This window comes from Acidovorax sp. HDW3 (genome assembly GCF_011303755.1).
Lineage (GTDB): Bacteria > Pseudomonadota > Gammaproteobacteria > Burkholderiales > Burkholderiaceae_C > Paenacidovorax.
In genome coordinates, this window is sequence record NZ_CP049885.1 from 981419 (window position 1) to 998736 (window position 17318).

General features: G+C 67.1%; 17 protein-coding genes. 8 read left to right on the forward strand and 9 right to left on the reverse strand.

Annotation, left to right across the window (positions count from 1 at the left end; translation table 11 throughout):
* Positions 1-66 precede the first annotated feature (66 nt).
* From ahpC to G7045_RS04365, 8 genes are all read left to right on the forward strand, one after another.
* The gene (ahpC, locus tag G7045_RS04330) at positions 67-642 is read left to right on the forward strand and encodes an alkyl hydroperoxide reductase subunit C (RefSeq protein ID WP_166157827.1); all 576 of its coding nucleotides are present in this window, start codon (positions 67-69) and stop codon (positions 640-642) included.
* 100 nt (positions 643-742) lie between these two features.
* Entirely contained in the window at positions 743-2317 is a 1575-nt protein-coding gene (gene ahpF, locus G7045_RS04335) for an alkyl hydroperoxide reductase subunit F (protein ID WP_166157830.1), read from the forward strand.
* A 142-nt stretch (positions 2318-2459) separates the two neighbouring features.
* The gene (locus G7045_RS04340) at positions 2460-2825 is read left to right on the forward strand and encodes a hypothetical protein (RefSeq protein ID WP_166157833.1); all 366 of its coding nucleotides are present in this window, start codon (positions 2460-2462) and stop codon (positions 2823-2825) included.
* Positions 2826-2933: 108 nt separating this feature from the next.
* The gene (locus G7045_RS04345; protein ID WP_166157836.1) at positions 2934-4187 is read left to right on the forward strand and encodes a TolC family protein; all 1254 of its coding nucleotides are present in this window, start codon (positions 2934-2936) and stop codon (positions 4185-4187) included.
* Positions 4188-4255: 68 nt separating this feature from the next.
* Positions 4256-4813: a hypothetical protein gene (locus G7045_RS04350; protein ID WP_166157839.1), complete on the forward strand. Its 558-nt coding sequence runs from the start codon at positions 4256-4258 to the stop codon at positions 4811-4813.
* Entirely contained in the window at positions 4810-5937 is a 1128-nt protein-coding gene (locus G7045_RS04355) for an efflux RND transporter periplasmic adaptor subunit (protein WP_370521717.1), read from the forward strand. The genes G7045_RS04350 and G7045_RS04355 overlap by 4 nt, the downstream gene beginning before the upstream one ends.
* An 18-nt stretch (positions 5938-5955) precedes the next feature.
* A complete protein-coding gene (locus G7045_RS04360) occupies positions 5956-9075 on the forward strand; it encodes an efflux RND transporter permease subunit (RefSeq protein ID WP_166157842.1) in 3120 nt (1039 codons plus the stop codon).
* A 40-nt stretch (positions 9076-9115) separates the two neighbouring features.
* Positions 9116-9499: a hypothetical protein gene (locus G7045_RS04365; RefSeq protein ID WP_166157845.1), complete on the forward strand. Its 384-nt coding sequence runs from the start codon at positions 9116-9118 to the stop codon at positions 9497-9499.
* A gap of 62 nt (positions 9500-9561) precedes the next feature.
* Here the strand turns inward: G7045_RS04365 and G7045_RS04370 are convergent, their stop codons facing one another.
* The 9 genes from G7045_RS04370 to G7045_RS04410 form a co-directional block, all read right to left on the reverse strand.
* Positions 9562-11067, reverse strand: coding sequence for a 4Fe-4S binding protein (locus G7045_RS04370; RefSeq protein ID WP_240919269.1), 1506 nt, complete (start codon positions 11065-11067; stop codon positions 9562-9564).
* Positions 11068-11087: 20 nt separating this feature from the next.
* Entirely contained in the window at positions 11088-11918 is an 831-nt protein-coding gene (locus G7045_RS04375; RefSeq protein ID WP_166157848.1) for an FTR1 family protein, read from the reverse strand.
* Positions 11919-11921: 3 nt separating this feature from the next.
* The gene (locus tag G7045_RS04380) at positions 11922-12266 is read right to left on the reverse strand and encodes a cupredoxin domain-containing protein (protein WP_166157850.1); all 345 of its coding nucleotides are present in this window, start codon (positions 12264-12266) and stop codon (positions 11922-11924) included.
* A 12-nt stretch (positions 12267-12278) separates the two neighbouring features.
* A complete protein-coding gene (locus G7045_RS04385; RefSeq protein WP_166157853.1) occupies positions 12279-13745 on the reverse strand; it encodes a carbohydrate porin in 1467 nt (488 codons plus the stop codon).
* A 2-nt stretch (positions 13746-13747) separates the two neighbouring features.
* Positions 13748-14299, reverse strand: a complete 552-nt coding sequence (locus G7045_RS04390; protein ID WP_166157857.1) for an iron transporter — start codon at positions 14297-14299, stop codon at positions 13748-13750.
* A 142-nt stretch (positions 14300-14441) separates the two neighbouring features.
* Positions 14442-15230, reverse strand: a complete 789-nt coding sequence (locus G7045_RS04395) for a MetQ/NlpA family ABC transporter substrate-binding protein (protein ID WP_166157860.1) — start codon at positions 15228-15230, stop codon at positions 14442-14444.
* Positions 15231-15468: 238 nt separating this feature from the next.
* Positions 15469-16194: a phosphoserine phosphatase SerB gene (gene serB, locus G7045_RS04400; protein ID WP_166157863.1), complete on the reverse strand. Its 726-nt coding sequence runs from the start codon at positions 16192-16194 to the stop codon at positions 15469-15471.
* A gap of 78 nt (positions 16195-16272) precedes the next feature.
* Positions 16273-16413: a DUF3149 domain-containing protein gene (locus G7045_RS04405; RefSeq protein WP_205737206.1), complete on the reverse strand. Its 141-nt coding sequence runs from the start codon at positions 16411-16413 to the stop codon at positions 16273-16275.
* 66 nt (positions 16414-16479) lie between these two features.
* The gene (locus G7045_RS04410; protein ID WP_166157866.1) at positions 16480-17163 is read right to left on the reverse strand and encodes a hypothetical protein; all 684 of its coding nucleotides are present in this window, start codon (positions 17161-17163) and stop codon (positions 16480-16482) included.
* Positions 17164-17318: the final 155 nt, after the last annotated feature.

Consider the following 17318-nt stretch of genomic DNA (forward strand, 5'->3'; position numbering starts at 1 on the left):
TGATTCTCAAAGGCTGCCTACACTTCAGTCCTGTCATCACTTCATCCCAACCGAAAGGAAACAACGATGTCTCTCATCAACACCCAAGTGCAACCCTTCAAGACCACCGCCTTCGTCAACCGCAGCGGCAAGGGCGAGTTCATCGAAGTGACCGAGCAAAGCCTCAAGGGCCAGTGGTCGGTGCTGATCTTCATGCCCGCTGCCTTCACCTTCAACTGCCCGACCGAGATCGAAGACGCCGCCGAGCACTACGCCGAGTTCCAGAAGGCCGGCGCCGAGGTGTACATCGTCACCACCGACACGCATTTCTCGCACAAGGTGTGGCACGAAACGTCGGACGCCGTGGGCAAGGCCAAATTCCCCCTGGTCGGCGACCCGACGCACCAGCTGACCAACGCCTTCGGCGTGCACATCCCTGAAGAGGGCCTGGCGCTGCGCGGCACCTTCGTCATCAACCCCGAAGGCACGATCAAGACGCTGGAGATCCACTCCAACGAAATCGCCCGCGACGTCGCCGAAACCCTGCGCAAGCTCAAGGCGGCCCAGTTCACGGCAGCGCATCCTGACCAGGTGTGCCCGGCCAAGTGGAAGGAAGGCGCCAAGACCCTGACCCCTTCGCTGGACCTGGTCGGCAAGATCTAAGCCGCGCCCACCCCCAAGCCGGACCGACGCAGGGCGCGTGCGCCCTGGTGTCCGGCTTTTTTACGCCTGCATTTTTGAAAAATTGACAAAGGAAACCACCATGCTCGACGACAACCTCAAAGCCCAACTCGCCGCCTACCTGGAGCGCGTGCAGCAACCCTTCGAGCTGGTGGCCTCCCTGGACGACAGCGACACCAGCGCGCAGATGCGCGAGCTGCTCACCACCATCGCCGGCCTGCGCAGCGACAAGATCACCGCCCGTTTTGATGGACAGGATGCACGCAAGCCCTCGTTTGCCCTGCAGCGCCCGGACGGCGGCCAGAGCCTGCGCTTTGCCGGCCTGCCGCTGGGGCACGAATTCACCTCGCTGGTGCTGGCGCTTTTGTGGACGGGCGGCCATCCGCCCAAGGTGGAGCAAGACCTGATCGAGCAGGTGCGGGCCCTTGCGCCCGTGGGTGATGGCGACTTCAACTTCGAGGTCTACATGAGCCTGACCTGCCACAACTGCCCGGACGTGGTGCAGGCGCTCGCGCTCATGGCCGTGCTCAACCCGAAGGTGAAAACGACCGTCATCGAAGGCGGCGCCTTCCAGCAGGAGGTGACCGAGCGCGAAATCATGGCCGTGCCCATCGTCTATTTGAATGGCGCGGTGTTCGGCGCGGGCCGCATGGAGCTGGCTGAAATCGTCGCCAAGCTCGACACCGGCGCTGCCGCGCGCGAAGCGGCCAAGCTCAGCGCCAAAGAGGCGTTCGATGTGCTCATCGTCGGTGGTGGCCCCGCCGGCGCAGCCGCTGCCGTGTATGCAGCGCGCAAGGGCATACGCACCGGCGTGGCCGCCGAGCGCTTTGGCGGCCAGGTGAACGACACGCTGGACATTGAAAACTACATCTCCGTCCCGCACACCGAGGGCCCGCAGTTCGCCGCCGCGCTGGAGCGCCATGTGCGCGAATACGACGTGGACGTGATGAACCTGCAGCGCGCCAAGGCCCTGCGCCCGGCTGCCGCACCCGGCGGGCTGATCGAGGTGGAAATGGACAACGGCGCGGTGCTGCAAAGCAAAACCGTCATCCTCAGCACTGGCGCGCGCTGGCGCAACATGAACGTGCCGGGCGAGGAGCAGTACCGCACCAAGGGCGTGGCCTACTGCCCGCACTGCGACGGCCCGCTGTACAAGGGCAAGCGCGTGGCCGTGATCGGCGGCGGCAACTCGGGCGTGGAGGCGGCGATCGACCTCGCCGGCGTGGTCGCGCACGTCACGGTGTTCGAGTTCATGCCGCAATTGAAGGCCGACGCCGTGCTGCAGAAAAAGCTCGCCAGCCTCCCCAACGTCGAGGTCATCCTCAACGCCCAGACCACCGAAGTGCTGGGCGACGGCAGCAAGGTCAACGCCCTGGCCTACAAGGACCGCGCCACAGGCGAGGACAAGCGCGTGGCGCTGGAGGGCATCTTCGTGCAGATCGGCCTCTTGCCCAACACCGATTGGCTCAAGGGCACGGTGGCGTTGTCGAAGTTCGGCGAGATCGAGATCGACGCGCGCGGCCAGACCAGCGTACCCGGCGTGTTCGCCGCCGGCGACTGCACCACGGCGGCGTACAAGCAAATCATCATCGCCGCCGGCGCCGGGGCGACCGCCGCGCTGAGCGCGTTCGACCACCTGATCCGCACCAGCGCTTGATGTCAAGCGCTTAAAAATGATAGCTGCTCACGCTTATCCTGCCTTGTTTTTCAGTACAAATGACTGTCAAACATAAGCCAGGCAAGCGTGAGCCGCTATCAAAATATTCTTGCTGCAGCAGCAGTTAGAATCCGCGCCGCCTATGCGCCGTCTCTTGCTCCTCATCTTGCTGGCCTTCTTGCCGCTGCAGTCCATCTGGGCCGCAGCCGCTGGCTATTGCAGCCACGAGCAGGCGCCGGCGGTAGTGCACTTTGGCCACCATGGGCACCAGCACCATGGCGCCGATACCGATGGTGCGCACGACGCCGGCACGCTCGGCAAAATCGCCCAGGCCGGCGCCGACCTGGACTGCCACAGCTGCCACGGCAGCGCCAATGCCCTGCCCCTGCAGGCCGAGGCGCCGCCGCTGCGCCTGGGCGCCGGCCCGTTGGCCACCTTCCTCCTGCCGCCCCTGCGCGCGCCCGCGCCCCTGCGCCCCGAACGCCCCAACTGGCACCGTCTGGCCTGAGCGGCAAGGCGGGGCTGGGCAGCCCGCACCCATTGTTTTGGCAGCTGCGGCCCGCGCCGCAAGGCTGCCGCGCCTTGCCGATGTTCATTCCTCCTGGAGAAACATCGGATGCCTTTGCGTTCTTTTCGATCCCTTTTTTGCCTGGCCCTGCTGGGCAGCGCCGGGCTGCAGCCCGCCAGCGCTGCGCCGGACTTGGCCAGCCTGTTTGCACAAGCCTGGCAGCGCCAGCCCGAGGCCCAGGCCGCAGCGCTGCGCCACCAGGCCGCCCAGGCCGAGCGCGCCAGCGCCGACAGCTGGAGCCCCGAACCCGCCGCCCTCAGCCTGGAGGGCAAAACCGACCGCTGGCAGCGCAACGATGGCAGCCGCGAGCTGAGCCTGGGCGTGAGCCTGCCGCTGTGGCTGCCCGGCGAGCGCAGCCGCAAAGCCGCGCTGGGCGACGCCGAAGTGGATGCGGCCAGTGAGCGCCTGCGCGCCACGCAATGGAACTTGGCCGCCAGCGTGCGCCAGGCCTGGTGGGATGGCCAGCGCGCGCGCAGCGCCCTGGCCCTGGCGCAGGACAACCTGGTGAGCGCGCGCCAGCTCGCAGCCGACGTGCAGCGCCGTTTTGACGCCGGTGACATGGCGCGCAGCGAGCTGCTGCAAGCCCAGGCCGCACTCGCCCAGGCCGAGGCCGTAGAGGCCCAGGCCCAGGGCGGCTGCCGCGCCGCTGCCGCCACCCTGGCGCAATGGAGTGGTGCGGTGCTGCTGCCCTGCGCCGGGGACGCGGTAGCCGACGAGGCGCTGGGCGCCGAACCCGCGCTGGCCACCGACGGTGTGTTGCCCCTGGCCGATGCCCACCCGCTGCTGGCCGACGCCCAGGCCCAGGCCAGCGTGGCGCAGCGCAGCGCCGAATTGCTGGCCGTGCAGCGCCGCGCCAACCCCACGCTCAACCTCGCCACCACGCGCGACCGGGGCGCCGCCGATGAGCGCTACCAGCGCAGCGTCACCATCGGCATCACCGTACCGCTGGGCGCCGGCGTGCGCGCCCAGGCGCGCGAGAGCGCCGCCCTGGCCCAGGCCCTGGAGGCGCAAACGCGCAGCTCGCAAGAACGCGAGCGCCTGCACGCACAGGCGCAGGCCGCGCAGGCGCGCGCTGCTGCTGCTGCCGTTCAGCGCGACGCCCTGGCGCGCAGTGCCGCCCTGGCGCAGCAAAGCCGCACTTTTGTGGCCCGGGCCTTTGCCCTGGGCGAGGCCGATTGGCCCACCCGGCTGCGCGTGGAGCAAGAGGCCCAACAGGCCCAGCGCCAGGCTGCGCTGGCGCGCATCGACGCCGCCGCCGCGCAGTCCGATCTGCGCCAGGCGCTGGGTTTGTTGCCTGAATGAAAAAGCGCTCTAGCGCTTGTGTGGCAAGCGCAAGCAGCTATCAAATTAATAGTAAACAGGAATTGTGTATGCCATCCATTTCTTTTCTCCGGCTGGGCTTGTGGCTGTGTGCCGGGGCGCTCGCCCTGCCCGTGCAGGCGCACGAGGGCCACGACGACGCGCCCGCTGCGGCGGCCACGGCCAGCGCGCCGCGCTTTGTCGCCAGCAGCGAGCTGTTTGAACTCGTTGGCGTCGTGCAGGGACGGCAGTTGTCGCTCTACCTCGACCATGCCGGCGACAACCGCCCGGTCGCTGACGCCCAGCTCGACATCGACTGGGCCGGCCAGCCCCTGCGCGTGCAGCGCGTGGCCGAGGGCCAGTACCAGGCCGAGCTGCCCGCCCCCCTGGCCGAAGGCGAGACGGCGGTGAGCGCCACCATCGTCGCCGGCGCGCAAAGCGATTTGCTCGCGGCCGAGCTCGATTGGCACGCCCCCGCCGAGAGCCCTGCCGCAGCCAAGGGTGACAGCGGCAAGCGCACGCGCTGGCTCGCTGGTGCGGCCGGCCTCTCGGGCGTGTTGTTTGGCCTGTGGTCGCTCTGGCGCGAACGCCGGCGTGCCAAAGCCCCGCGCCAAGGAGGTGCCGCATGATGCCCCGCCTGCCTGCCACCACCGCCAAGCGCACCCTGGCCTGGCTGCTCGCAGCCGCCTGTGCCCTGCCTTGGGCGGCCAGTGCCCACGAGGGCCACGACGACGCCCCGCCGCCCGCCGCCAGCGGCGACAGCCCCCGGCGCCTGCCCGACGGCAGCGTGTTTTTGCCCAAACCCAGCCAGCACCAATTGGGCCTGCGCACCGCCGTGCTGCAAGACGGGCAGCACCCGCAGGCATTTGAATTGAACGCCACCGTGGTCATGGACCCCAACGCCGGCGGCAAGGTGCAGGCCGCCCTGGCCGGGCGCTTGCAGGCCGGGCCGCAGGGCCTGCCCAGCGTGGGCCAGAGCGTGAAAAAAGGCCAGGTGCTGGCCTATGTGCAGCCCATCAACGGCAACCTGGAGCAGGCCAGCCAGCGCGCCCAGCAGGCCGAGCTGCAGGCCGCGCAGCACCTGGCGCAGCAGCGTCTGGCGCGCCTGCAGGCGCTGGCCGACACCGTGGCACGCAAAGACATCGAGGCCGCGCAAAGCGAGGTGGACAGCCTCACGCGCCGCCTGGCGGCCATTGGCGCCGGGCTGGCGCAGCGCGACACGCTGGTGGCCCCGGTCAGCGGGGTGGTGGCCTCGGCCAGCGCCGCCGTCGGCCAAATCGTCGATGCCCGCGAGCAGGTGTTTGAAGTGGTCGATCCCACGCGCTGGCACATCGAGGCCCTGGCCTACGACCCGGCGCAGGCGCAAAACATTGCCGGTGCGCAACTGGCCTGGAACGGCGCGAGCGTGCCGCTGCGCTTCATTGGCGCGGCGCGCAGCCTGCGCGAGCAGGCCCTGCCGCTGACCTTTGCTGGCGCGGCGGCGCAGCTCGCCGGCCTGGCCCTGGGCCAGAGCCTGCGCCTGCAGGTGCACACGCGCGCGCAGGTGGCGGGCCAGCGCCTGCCGCTGGCGGCGCTGCAAAAAAATGCGGCCAACCAGAGCATCGTCTGGGTCAAGACTGCGCCCGAGCAGTTCGCCCCGCGTGCGGTGCGCTACACGCCGCTCGACGGCGTCGATGTGGTCGTGACCGAGGGCCTGCACGCCGGTGAGCGCGTGGCCACGCAAGGCGCGGCGCTGCTCAACCAGGTGCGTTGACGCATAGAGAGGCCCGCAATGTTTCAATGGCTTTTGGAAAAAAGCCTGTCCCAGCGCCTGGTGGTGCTGGTGGCAGCTGCTGTGCTCATGGTGTGGGGGGCGTTCACGCTCTCGCGCACCCCGGTCGATGTGTTCCCGGATCTGAACAAACCCACCGTCACCCTCATGACCGAGGCCGGGGGCATGGCCCCCGAGGAGGTCGAGCAGCTCATCACCTTCCCGCTGGAGACGGCCATGAACGGCCTGCCCGGGGTGGAGGGCGTGCGCTCGACCTCCAGCGCCGGGCTGTCCTTTCTCTACGTCACGTTTGACTGGAGCGTGGACATCTTCCGTGCGCGGCAAATGGTGTCCGAGCGCCTTGCTTCGCTCGAAGAAGGGCTGCCGCCGGGCATCACCGCCCGCATGGGGCCGATCAGCTCCATCATGGGCGAGATCATGATGGTCGCCATCCCCATCGACGCCAGCCGCACCACGGCCATGGCGGTGCGCGAATACGCCGACTGGGTGCTGCGCCCGCGCCTTTTGGCCATTCCTGGCGTGGCGCAGGTCATCCCCATTGGCGGCCAGGTGCGCCAGTTCCAGGTGCAGCCCGATACGGCGCGCATGGCGCAGCTCGGTATCAGCCACGACCAGCTCGCGGCCGCGCTCAAGGGCTTTTCGGCCAACACCTCGGGCGGCTTTTTAGAGCAAAACGGGCGCGAATACCTCATTCGCCACCTCGGGCGCACGGCGCGCCTGGAGGATTTGCAAAACCTCGCCATCGCCGCCCCCAACGGCCAAAGCGTGCTCCTGCGCCAGATGGCGCAGGTGGCCTTTGCCGCCGCCCCCCAGCGCGGCGATGCCGGGTTTGAGGGCGCGCCCGCCGTCATCCTGGGCATTCAAAAGCAGCCCACGGCCGACACCATCGCCCTGACCGGGCGCATCGAAGCGGCGCTGGCGGCGCTCGAATCTTCCTTGCCCGCCGACATGGACAAACCGCGCGTCACGTTTCGCCAGGCGAGCTTCATCGAAGCCTCGGTGACCACGCTGCAGGGCAAGCTCATCGGCGCCTCGGTGTTCGTGGCGGTGATTTTGTTTGTCTTCCTGGGCACGCTGCGGCCCACGGTGATTGCGCTCACGGCCATTCCGGTGTCCATCTTTCTGACGGCGCTGGTGTTTCGCTACTTCGGCCTGTCGATCAACACCATGACGCTGGGCGGTCTGGCGATTGCCATCGGCGGCCTGGTCGATGACGCCGTGGTGGACGTGGAAAACGTGCTGCGCCGCCTGAAGATGGACCGGCAGAAAAAGCCCGGCACGCGCCTGCACCCGATCGAGATCGTGCGCCTGGCCTCGCTGGAGGTGCGCTCGGGCATCGTCTATGCCACGGCCATCATCGTGCTGGTGTTCCTGCCGCTGTTTGCCCTGCCGGGTATCGAAGGGCGGCTGTTCGTGCCGCTGGGCGTGGCCTTCATCGTCTCCACGCTGGCCTCGCTCCTGGTGTCGGTCACGGTCACGCCGGTGCTGGCGTTTTACCTGCTGCCGCGCATGAAAAACCTCGACCATGGCGACACCCGCGCCCTGGCCTGGCTCAAGCGCCGCTACCAGGGCGCGCTGCAGGCCGTGCTGCAGCGCCCGCGCCAGGCGCTGGCGGCGGGCGCGCTGGCGGTGCTGGTGGCAGCGGCGGCGGTGCCGTTCTTTCCCACCACGTTCTTGCCGCCGTTCAACGAGGGCACGCTGCTCGTTGGCCTGCGCCTGAACCCGGGGGTGACGCTCGATGCCTCGACCCAAATCGCCCGCCAGGCCGAGCGCCTGGTGCGCCAGGTGCCCGAGGTCACGCACGTGGGCCGGCGCAGCGGCCGCGCCGAGCTCGATGAACACGCCGAGGGCGTGCACGTGAGCGAGCTGGACGTGGGCCTGCTGCCCGCGAGCCAGATGCGCCGCAGCATGGCCGAGGTGCAGGCGGACATCCGCGCGCGCCTGGCGCCGCTGCCCGCAGCGATTTCCATGGGCCAGCCGATCTCGCACCGCATCGACCACATGCTCTCGGGCGTGCGCTCGCAAATCGCCATCAAGCTCTTTGGCGACGACCTCGACACCCTGCGCGGCCAGGCCGAGGTGCTGCGTGCCAAGCTCGCCAGCATCGACGGTGTGGCCGATCTGGAGGTGGAAAAGCAGGTGCTGGCGCCGCAGATTGCCGTGCGCGTGGACTACGCCGCTGCCGCGCAGTACGGCGTGCCCGCGTCGCAGGTGCTCTCTACCCTGCAAAGCCTGGTCGAGGGCGAGCGCGTGACGCAGATCGTGGAAGGCAGCCGCCGCTTTGCCCTGGTGCTGCGCCTGCCCGACAGCGCACGCTCGGTCGATGGGCTGGCGCAGGTGATGATCGACACGCCCCGGGGGCGCGTGCCGCTGTCGCGCCTGGCGAGCATCGAGGAGGGCGACGGCCCCAACCAGATCAGCCGCGACGACGGCAAGCGCCGCATCGTGCTCGCCGCCAACGCGCAGGGCCGGCCCCTGTCGGAGGTAGTGGCCGACATCCGCGCCGCCGTGGCGCAAACGCCGCTGCCCGAGGGCTACTTCATCACCCTGGGCGGGCAGTTCCAGGCGCAGGAGGAGGCCAGCCGCCTGGTGGGCCTGCTCTCGCTGGTGTCGCTGGCGCTGATGTTCGTCGTGCTCTGGAGCCGCTACCAGTCCTCGCGCCTGGCGCTGCTCATCATGGCCAACATCCCGCTGGCGCTGGTGGGTGCGGTGCTGGGGCTGTGGCTGTCGGGCCAGCCGCTGTCGATTGCGGCGCTCATTGGCTTCATCACCCTGGCGGGCATCTCGGTGCGCAACGGCATTTTGAAGGTCAGCCACTACCTCAACCTCATGCGCGCCGAGGGCGAACAGTTCAACCACGCCATGATTGTGCGCGGCAGCCTGGAGCGCCTCTCGCCGGTGCTGATGACGGCGCTGGTGACGGCCTTTGCGCTGGCGCCGCTGCTGTTCGAGGCCGAGCGCCCCGGCACGGAAATCCTGCACCCCGTGGCAGTGGTGATTGCCAGCGGCCTGGTCAGCTCCACGCTGCTCGATTCCTTCCTCACCCCGGTGCTGTTCTGGCTGTTTGGCAAGCGCGATGCCGAGCGGCTGCTGGACGACAAGCGCACCGAGGCGTTTTGATTTTTTCGGCTTTGCCGACTTTGAATAGGAGAACCTTGCAATGAAAGCACCCATCTGGCTGGCCGCCGCCGCCCTCATCACCGCCTGCACCCTGGCCCCGGCCTGGGCGCACGACCATGGCCACGCCCCGCTGCACGGCGGTACGGTGGCCGAAGTGGCCGATGTGGACTACGAACTGGTGGCCACGGCCCAGGCCATCACCTTGCACCTGCGCGACCACGGCCAGAGCGTGGCCACCGAGGGCGCCAGCGCCCGACTCACCGTGCTGGTGGGCCGTGACAAACGCGAAGTGCAACTCACCCCCGCCAGCGACGGACGCTTGCAAGCCCAGGGGGACTTTGCCCTGCCCGCAGGCACCAAGGTGCTGGCCCAGGTCAGCCTGGCCGGTAAAAAGCCGGTGCAGGTGCGCTTTGCGCTGAAGTAAGGCCGCAGCCCAAAAACGGGCGCCCAGGGCGCCCGTTGTTTTTGGGGAGGGCCGTGCAGCGGCTACCAGACGTAGAACAGCAGCACCCAGGCGCCGAGCACGCCGGCCACCGCCAGGCTCCAGCAGGACAGCGCGGCCACGATGCGCGCCCAGCCCGCCTGCGGACGCAGCAGCAGGCGCGCGCCCAGCGACCAGGACCACAGGCCGCCCAGCGCCAGCAGCAGCGCGCGCAGCCAGGGCAGCCAGGACAGATGGACGCCTTCGGTGCGCAGGTGCGTGGCCGTCATCATCGACAGTCCCAGGAACAGGCCCGCGCCCGCGATGGGCACCAGCGCCAGCGCCAAGGCGCGCCAGTCCATGCGCGCCAGGCGGCCGGCGGCCCAGGACAGCAGCAGCAGGCTGCTGCCCAGCACCAGGGCAACACCGAGGATGTAGGTCAGCACGGCTGCGCCGTCGAGCCAGCTGAAGGCGTCCCCGGTTTCGGGCGATTGCGTCAGCAGCCACCAGGGGGCGCCGTAGTCCAGCGGCCAGAAAATCTCGTGTGCCACCAGCCATTCGGCGGCGGCTTGCTTGCCGCGCACGAACCAGGGGCTCACCGTCCATTGAAAGGCGCCAATGGCCACGCCCAGCACGCCGTAGAACAGCAGCAGCAGCTCGGGCCAGCCGGCGGCGCGGGCGGCGAGGATTTCAGCCTCGGGCGAGCGTCCTTCGAGTTGCATGGCGTCGCGGTGGCCGCTGCAACGTCCGCAGGCGTGGCATTGCGACATGCTGGCGAGTTGCCCGACTTGCAGCAGCGGCGGGCAATCGACGGCGGGCGTGCGCGCCGGGTAGTTTTGCCAGGCTTCGCGGTCGAGCTTGAAGTGCAGCGGCGCAATACGCGCAAGCAGCGCAAACACGCCCGAGACCGGGCACAGGTAGCGGCACCAGACGCGCTTGCCCCGGCCATACATCCAGCCCACGGCCATGGCGGCGACGGTGGAGCCGCCCAGGATCAGGAGCGCCGCCTGCGGGTAGTCGTACACGCTGATGAGCTGGCCGTAGACCGTGGTCAGGATGAAGGCCACCACCGGCCAGCCGCTCCAGCGCAGCCAGCGTGGAATGGCACCGCCGCGCCCGTGGCGGCTGGCCCATTCACTCAGTGCGCCTTCGGGGCAGAGTACGCCGCACCAGACCCGGCCCATGAGCATGATCGAGAGGATGACGAAAGGCCACCACACGCCCCAGAACAGGTACTGCGCCAGCAGCACCAGGCGTTCATACCATTGCGCCACGTAGGGGGCTTTGGCCTGTAGCGGCTGTAGGCAGTCGCTGTCATTGGCGTTGCATTCGGCACCATCGACAAACGTGGCTGCACCCCAGTCGCCGGAGAACAGGCGCGCTTCTGGGTGGGGGTGCGGTAAGAAGGCGGGCAGTACGACCAGCACGGCGTAGAAAAGCACAATCGCCCATTGCAGGGCGAGGATGGTGCGGCGGTGGCGCGCCATGGCGTCGCCCAGACGGGCCAGCCAAGGGGCGCGTCTGGGCGGGGTGATGGTGATGGTGCGCGGTTTGTCGGTCAGAGAGGGCATGGGAAATGGGGCGGCACCTTCTACGCCTTGGCGGCCAAGGCCAGGGGGGCGGCTGGCGGCTTCATGCGCCAGAAGGCAAAGAACCAGAAAGCGGCACTGGCCAGGAGCACGGTGGCTGCAGGGCGTGCGCGGTAACCGGCAAAGTCGGCGAGCACGCGGCCCAGGCCATGGCCATCGTCGAGCAGGGCCGAGATGTCCCAAGCCGGATCGAGCAGGGCGGGCAGCCAGTCGAGGGCAATCATGCGATCGACACCGCTGACGAGCAGTGCGTGGGCAATGATGAGCAGCAAGATGGCGCTGAGGCGAAACAGTGTGCGGTAGTTGAGGTGTTTGGCCCCGCGCGCGGCCAGCCAGGTGGTGGCTGCCGCTGCCAACAGGCCGCTGCCGGCAGCGCCCAGCAGACTAAGCAAGGCAGCGCCGCTGCCTTCGAGCCCCAGGCCGTAGAGGAAAACCACGGTTTCAGCACCTTCGCGCGCCACGGCCAGGGTGGCAATGGCGGCAATGCCCCAGGTGCTGCGGGCTTGGGTTGCTTGGTTTTCGAGCTGGCGCTTCATGTTCGGGCCTTGCTGCTGCATCCATAGCACCATGTGCAGGATGAGGGCGGCAGCGCTCAAGACCATGATGACCTGGAAAATTTCCAGCGATTCGCCTGCGAACTCGCTTTGCACGGCAAACGTGGCGTAGCCCAGGCCCATGGCCAGAACGATGCCGCCGAGTACGCCCAGCCACAGGCCACGGCGCAGGCCGGCGGATTCGATGGCGGGCTGGCGGGCAATCCAGGACAGCAGCACGCTGATGATGAGCAGCGCTTCAAGGCTTTCGCGCCAAACGATGATGAATGCGTTGAGCATGGCTTACTTGGCGATCAGGTGCATCTTCCCCGTATCGGGGTGGAACTCGTCGATGAACTCGTGCACACCGGGCTTGAGCGGTGGTGTGACGACAAAGGAACGTGCACCTGGAGCGAGCACTTTTTCCACCCGCAGACCGAGGTTCTCGAACTCGATCGGGCTGGTGCCGGCATTGTGCACCGTGAGTTTGATGCGCTGGCCGGCGGGCACCTCGATTTGGGCAGGTTCGAGCCGCCCGTCTTTGGCTGTGACGGCAAAGGTGGGCAGCCCCTGGGCCTGGCCTGCGGGTGCGAACCCGAGGGTGCACAGGGCCAGCAGCAGGGGCCACAGGGCGGTTCTCTCGATCATGGGTTGCGCTCCTTAGTAGCTCAGCTGTGCCCGCAGGGACAGGATGTAGTAGGGCTTGGCATCGGGATTGGCGCCAGGGTGGCCAAAGTACTGCAGCGAGGGGCTGATCTCGAACTGCTTGTTCACGCGCCAGCGGTAGTAGGTCTCGAACAGGTGTTCGGCCCCCTGGGCTTGGTAGCCGTAGGCCAGCAGGTTGTTGTCGCCGGGCAACTGGGCGGAGGCGTTGCGGAACTCGGTCGAGGACTGCAGCCAGCCTGCGGCCAGGCCCAGGGCATCGCTGCCGCGTCCCCAGGCAGAGCCGGTGAACTCCACGCCCCCGGTCAGGGCCTTGTCAAAGCGTGCGCCGGCGCCTTGGATGTGCTGGCCGTAGCGGCCAAAGACGGTGGCACTGTCGCTCACGCGTTGATCGACCGACAGACCCCAACCGGAACGGTGCGCGGGTTCGGCACTGGCGTCAAAGTGCGGCGCCTGGCCCGTGCGCCAGTAGTACAGGCGGTAGTTGCCATTGAGGCCGCCAAACAGGCGCAGCTGGGTTTCGGCTTGCGCCATGAGCAGTGGCGAGGAGAACACGCGCTCGTAATTGGCGCCCTGGCCGGCACCAAACAGTCCCAGCGACAGACGCCATGGCTCCGAGGCCTGGCTGTGGTTCAGGTACGAAAGGTGCAGGCCTGGCGCAAAGCCGTAGCTGTCGGCGCCAATGTCGCCGCCGGCGTCAAGCAGCGGGTTGTGCACGAAAGCGGTGTTGAGGAATTGGCGTGTTTCGTCGCCAGCGGCCTGGTTTTGGTCAAAAAAACCAAACAGGTCGAGCTTGCCGAAAGTGACTTCCAGTGTTTGTTTGGAATGGGGCTTGAAACCGCCCAGGGGCAGTGGAATGCTGGCCTGGTACCAGGCCTGGGCCAGTACGCCGACGGCGTCGTCGGGGTTGGTGGCCGAGACGCGGAAGGCGCTGGCGTTGGGGGCTGCAAAGGTGTTACCACCGTTGAGGCCATCGCCCTGACCAAAACGCAGTTGGCCGTAGACCTTGTGGTCGATGTTGCCCATGCTTTCCAGCGGCACTTCAACGTAGGCGTCGGCACGGTAGTTGAGCTGGCTGTGACCAAATTCGCCATCGAGCTGCGAGCCCGGCAGCGACACCGAGCGCGAGGGGCGCTGGGCCACGGTGGTGAGTGAAAAGCCGGCCGACAGGCCGGAGAGGGACTCCGTCAGTGCCGTGCTTTTTTTGGTGGCAGCCACCTGCTGCTCCACGGCTTTGACGCGGGTCACCAACTCGGGCTCTTGTTCGCTGATGCGTTCGCTCTCCAGGGCCTTGTCCATGGCCTTGTTTTGCTGCTCCAGCGCTTCGATGCGCGCCGTCAGGCGCTCGATTTGGGCCAGCAGCGCGGCAGTGCTGGCGTCGGAGGCGGCCAGGGCGGCGCCAGGAGCGGTGCAGGCCAGGGCCAGCACGGCCGCAGCCGTGGTGCTCAGGGACAGGTGGCGCATGGTCAGTAGCCGCCCTTCTTGCCCACGCCTGCGTAGGTGAATTCCCACTCCAGTTCAAACGGTTTGAACCAGGGGCGCACGCCGGTCAGGCGGTCGGTGTGGCGGCCAAAGTGATTGCCTTGAGCGTTGTCTTTGGCGTTGGGCGGCAGCACGGTGAACTTGACCTTGTACTTGCCCGGCCCCTTGAGTTTGACGTTGTCGCCGTAGTGCGAGCCGTCGCTGGCCACCATGGGCATCATGTCGCCCTTGATGACTTCACCCGAAGGCAGTTTGGTCAGCTCGTACTTGACCATGAGGTAGGGCACCCAGTCGCCCTCCTTGAAACCGTTGGGGTTGTTGTCCAGGGCGCTGATGTCGGCTTCGAGGTGGATATCGGACTCAGAGGCTTTGCGCATATGGCCATCGGGCTCCATCTCGACCGCTTGCAGGTACACGGCGGCAACTTCCATGCCCGCCATTTGCTGTGGCGAGCCAATCGGGTATTCCAGTGCCTGAGCGGCAAAAGCCAGGCTGCAGGCCGCCAGGCCCAGGGCGATGCGAGAGGATTGCTTCATACGGGATTCCTGAAAGGATTAGAAATGAGAATGGTTCGCATTATGTAGCCGTTCCGAAATCCATTTTTCTGATTTGCGTCAGTACCCATAAAAAAACGCTGCCCGCAGGCAGCGTTTGTGCGCGCAATGCAACAGTACGGGCTCAGAAGGCGGGCACCACGGCGCCCTTGTACTTGTCCTGGATGAACTTCTTCACCTCGGGGGTGTGCAGTGCCTTCATCAGCTTGGCAATCGTCGGGTCCTGGGCACGGTCGGTGCGGGCGACGACGATGTTGGTGTAGGGCGAATCGGCGCCTTCGATGAACAGCGCATCCTTGGTCGGGTTGAGCTTGGCCTCGATGGCGTAGTTGGTGTTGATCAGCGCCAGATCGACATCGGCCAGGGCGCGCGGCAGCAGCGGCGCTTCGAGTTCCTTGAACTTGAGCTTCTTCGGGTTCTTCACCACGTCCAGCGGCGTGGGCGTGAGGCTCTTGGGGTCCTTGAGCTCGATCAAGCCCTGCTTGGCCAGCAGGATCAGGGCGCGGCCGCCGTTGGACGGGTCGTTGGGGATGGCCACGGTGGCGCCGTCGGCCAGGTCCTTGAGGTTCTTGATCTTGCTCGAATAGGCGCCGAAGGGCTCGACGTGCACCTTGCCGTCCGGCACGGTCGCCAGGTGGGTCTTGCGGTCCTTGTTGAAGCTGTCGAGGTAGGGCTGGTGCTGGAAGAAGTTGGCGTCGAGCTGCTTGTCTTCCACTGCCATGTTGGGCTGCACGTAGTCGCTGAATTCCTTGATCTGCAGGTCCACACCCTCGGCCTTGAGCTGGGGCTTGACGAAGTTCAGGATCTCGGCGTGCGGCACGGCCGTGGCGGCCACCTTGAGCACCGCGTCGGCGGCATTCGCGCCCAGGGCGGCAGCGGCCAGGGCAATCGCGGTCAGGGTTTTCTTCAGCATGGAACGGTTTTCCTCGCAAGGTTTGCAAAATGGCGCCGCCAAGGGTAGGGCGGCGCCGGGCAGCGGCTAGTGTAGTGCGGCCTCAGCGCGCCGCAGCAGTTTTTATTGTCATATTCATATATTAAAAAAGTCTCTTATGCGATGACATTTGAGCAAGAAACGCCTGTAGCGCTTGATATATAAGCGCTAGCAGCTATGAATATGGTAGTAAAAACCCGGGTACTGCCTGGGCGTGGATTTAGCGCAGCACTTCCAGCAGGCGATCAAGCCCGCCCTGGTTGATGGCCACCTGGGCCTGGGCGCGCACGCTGGGCTTGGCGTGGTAGGCCACCGACAGGCCGGCGGCGCCCATCATGGGCAGGTCGTTGGCGCCGTCGCCCATGGCGATGCATTCGTGCGGCTCGATGCCCAAGAGCGACGCCACTTCCAGCAGCGTGCGGCGCTTCTCGGCGCCGTCGCAGATATCGCCCCAGGGCTGATCGACCAGGGCGCCGGTGAGCTCGCCGCAGTTCGCGCCCGAGCGAATCTCCAGCATGTTGGCGCGCACGAAGTCGATGCCCAGCTGCTCGCGCACGCGGTAGGCAAAGTAGGTAAAGCCGCCCGAGACCAGCAGGGTTTTCAGCCCCGCCGCCTGGCAGGCGCGCACCAGCTCGGCGGCGCCGGGGTTCAGGCGCAGGCGCTCGCCATAGACGCGCTCCAGATCGGCCACCGTCGAGCCCTTGAGCAGCGCCACGCGCCGGCGCAGGCTGTCTTTGAAGTCGGTGATGACGCCCTGCATGGCGGCCTCGGTAATGGCCGCCACCTCGGCCTTGCAGCCGACCATGTCGGCGATCTCGTCCACGCACTCGATGTTGATGAGCGTGGAATCCATGTCAAAGGCGATCAGCTTGTAATGCGCGAGCTGCAGCGGTGCGGTTTTGCCTTGAACGACAAGGCCGGGGGCGAATTCGGTGGGAGTGGTCATGGCAAAAAAACGGGCTACCAAAGCAGGTCACAAAACCTGCGATGGTAGCCCGTGCCAATGAGGATGCCCGCGTCGGTGTTACTTCTCTTGCGGTGCCTCCCCTCCCACTTTGCCGAGGAACAGGCGGGTGAAATACCCGGCCATGATGAGAATGATGAACAGGCCCGTGATGCTCATGAGGCCGTAATCGGTGGTGAACAGGTCGATCAGCAATTTCATAAAACCTCCTGGGTGCTGTGATGGTGACACTATGCCCTTTGTGGTTTTGTGGGTATTTGCTTTGGGTCAACTTTTGGTTTGACCTGGATCAGGTGGCGGTGGTGCCAGGTACAGCCGGTCCGACCAGGTGGCCAGCCACTGCGGCCGGTAGGCGACGAAGATGGCCGCCGTCATGCCGGTGACGATGGCGTCGCCCCAGGCCATGAGCCAGCGGGCGACCTGGCCCAGGCCCGGCGTGATGCCCGGCAGGCTCTCGCCCAGCGCCTGCGCCAGCAAGCTGGCGGCGAACAGGCTGAGCACGGTGCCGACGAAGCCGCGCCCGAAGATGTAGACGAACACCCGCGTGCCCAGCCAGCGGCGCAGCAGCACGCCCCAACCCAGCGCCAGGGTGGCGGGCACGATGCCATGCCACAGCACCATGGACAGCGCCTCGTCGGCGGTGAGCGCCGGCGCCAGCAGCCAGGCGAGGCCGCCCACGGTGCACAGCACCGGCACCGCCAGCGGCCAGCCCAGCAGCAGCAGCACCAGGCAGGCGCCCGACCACTGCAGCTGCAGCGGCATGTGCGTGATGTGCGGCAGCGCCCACAGCCAGGGCAGCAGCACCAGGGTGGCGAGCAGCGGCGTCCACAGCGCAGCGGGCGCGCCGTGCGCTTCGTGCACCAGCGGGCGGGCGCTGGCCAACATGCGCCAGGGGCGCAGCGCCAGCGCCACGGCCAGGGCCAGCAGGGTGAGGGTGGCGTCGAGTTCCATGGCGTGGTTTGCTATATTTTTGATAGCTGCTAGCGCTTATAGGTAGGGCGCTAGCGCCGAATGTTTGTTCAATAACGGTTTCACTTCCTCTCCCGCGAGGGCTTGTGTATGCACACATCTTTTTGACAGCGCCCTGCCACCTGCGCACGCTGCGG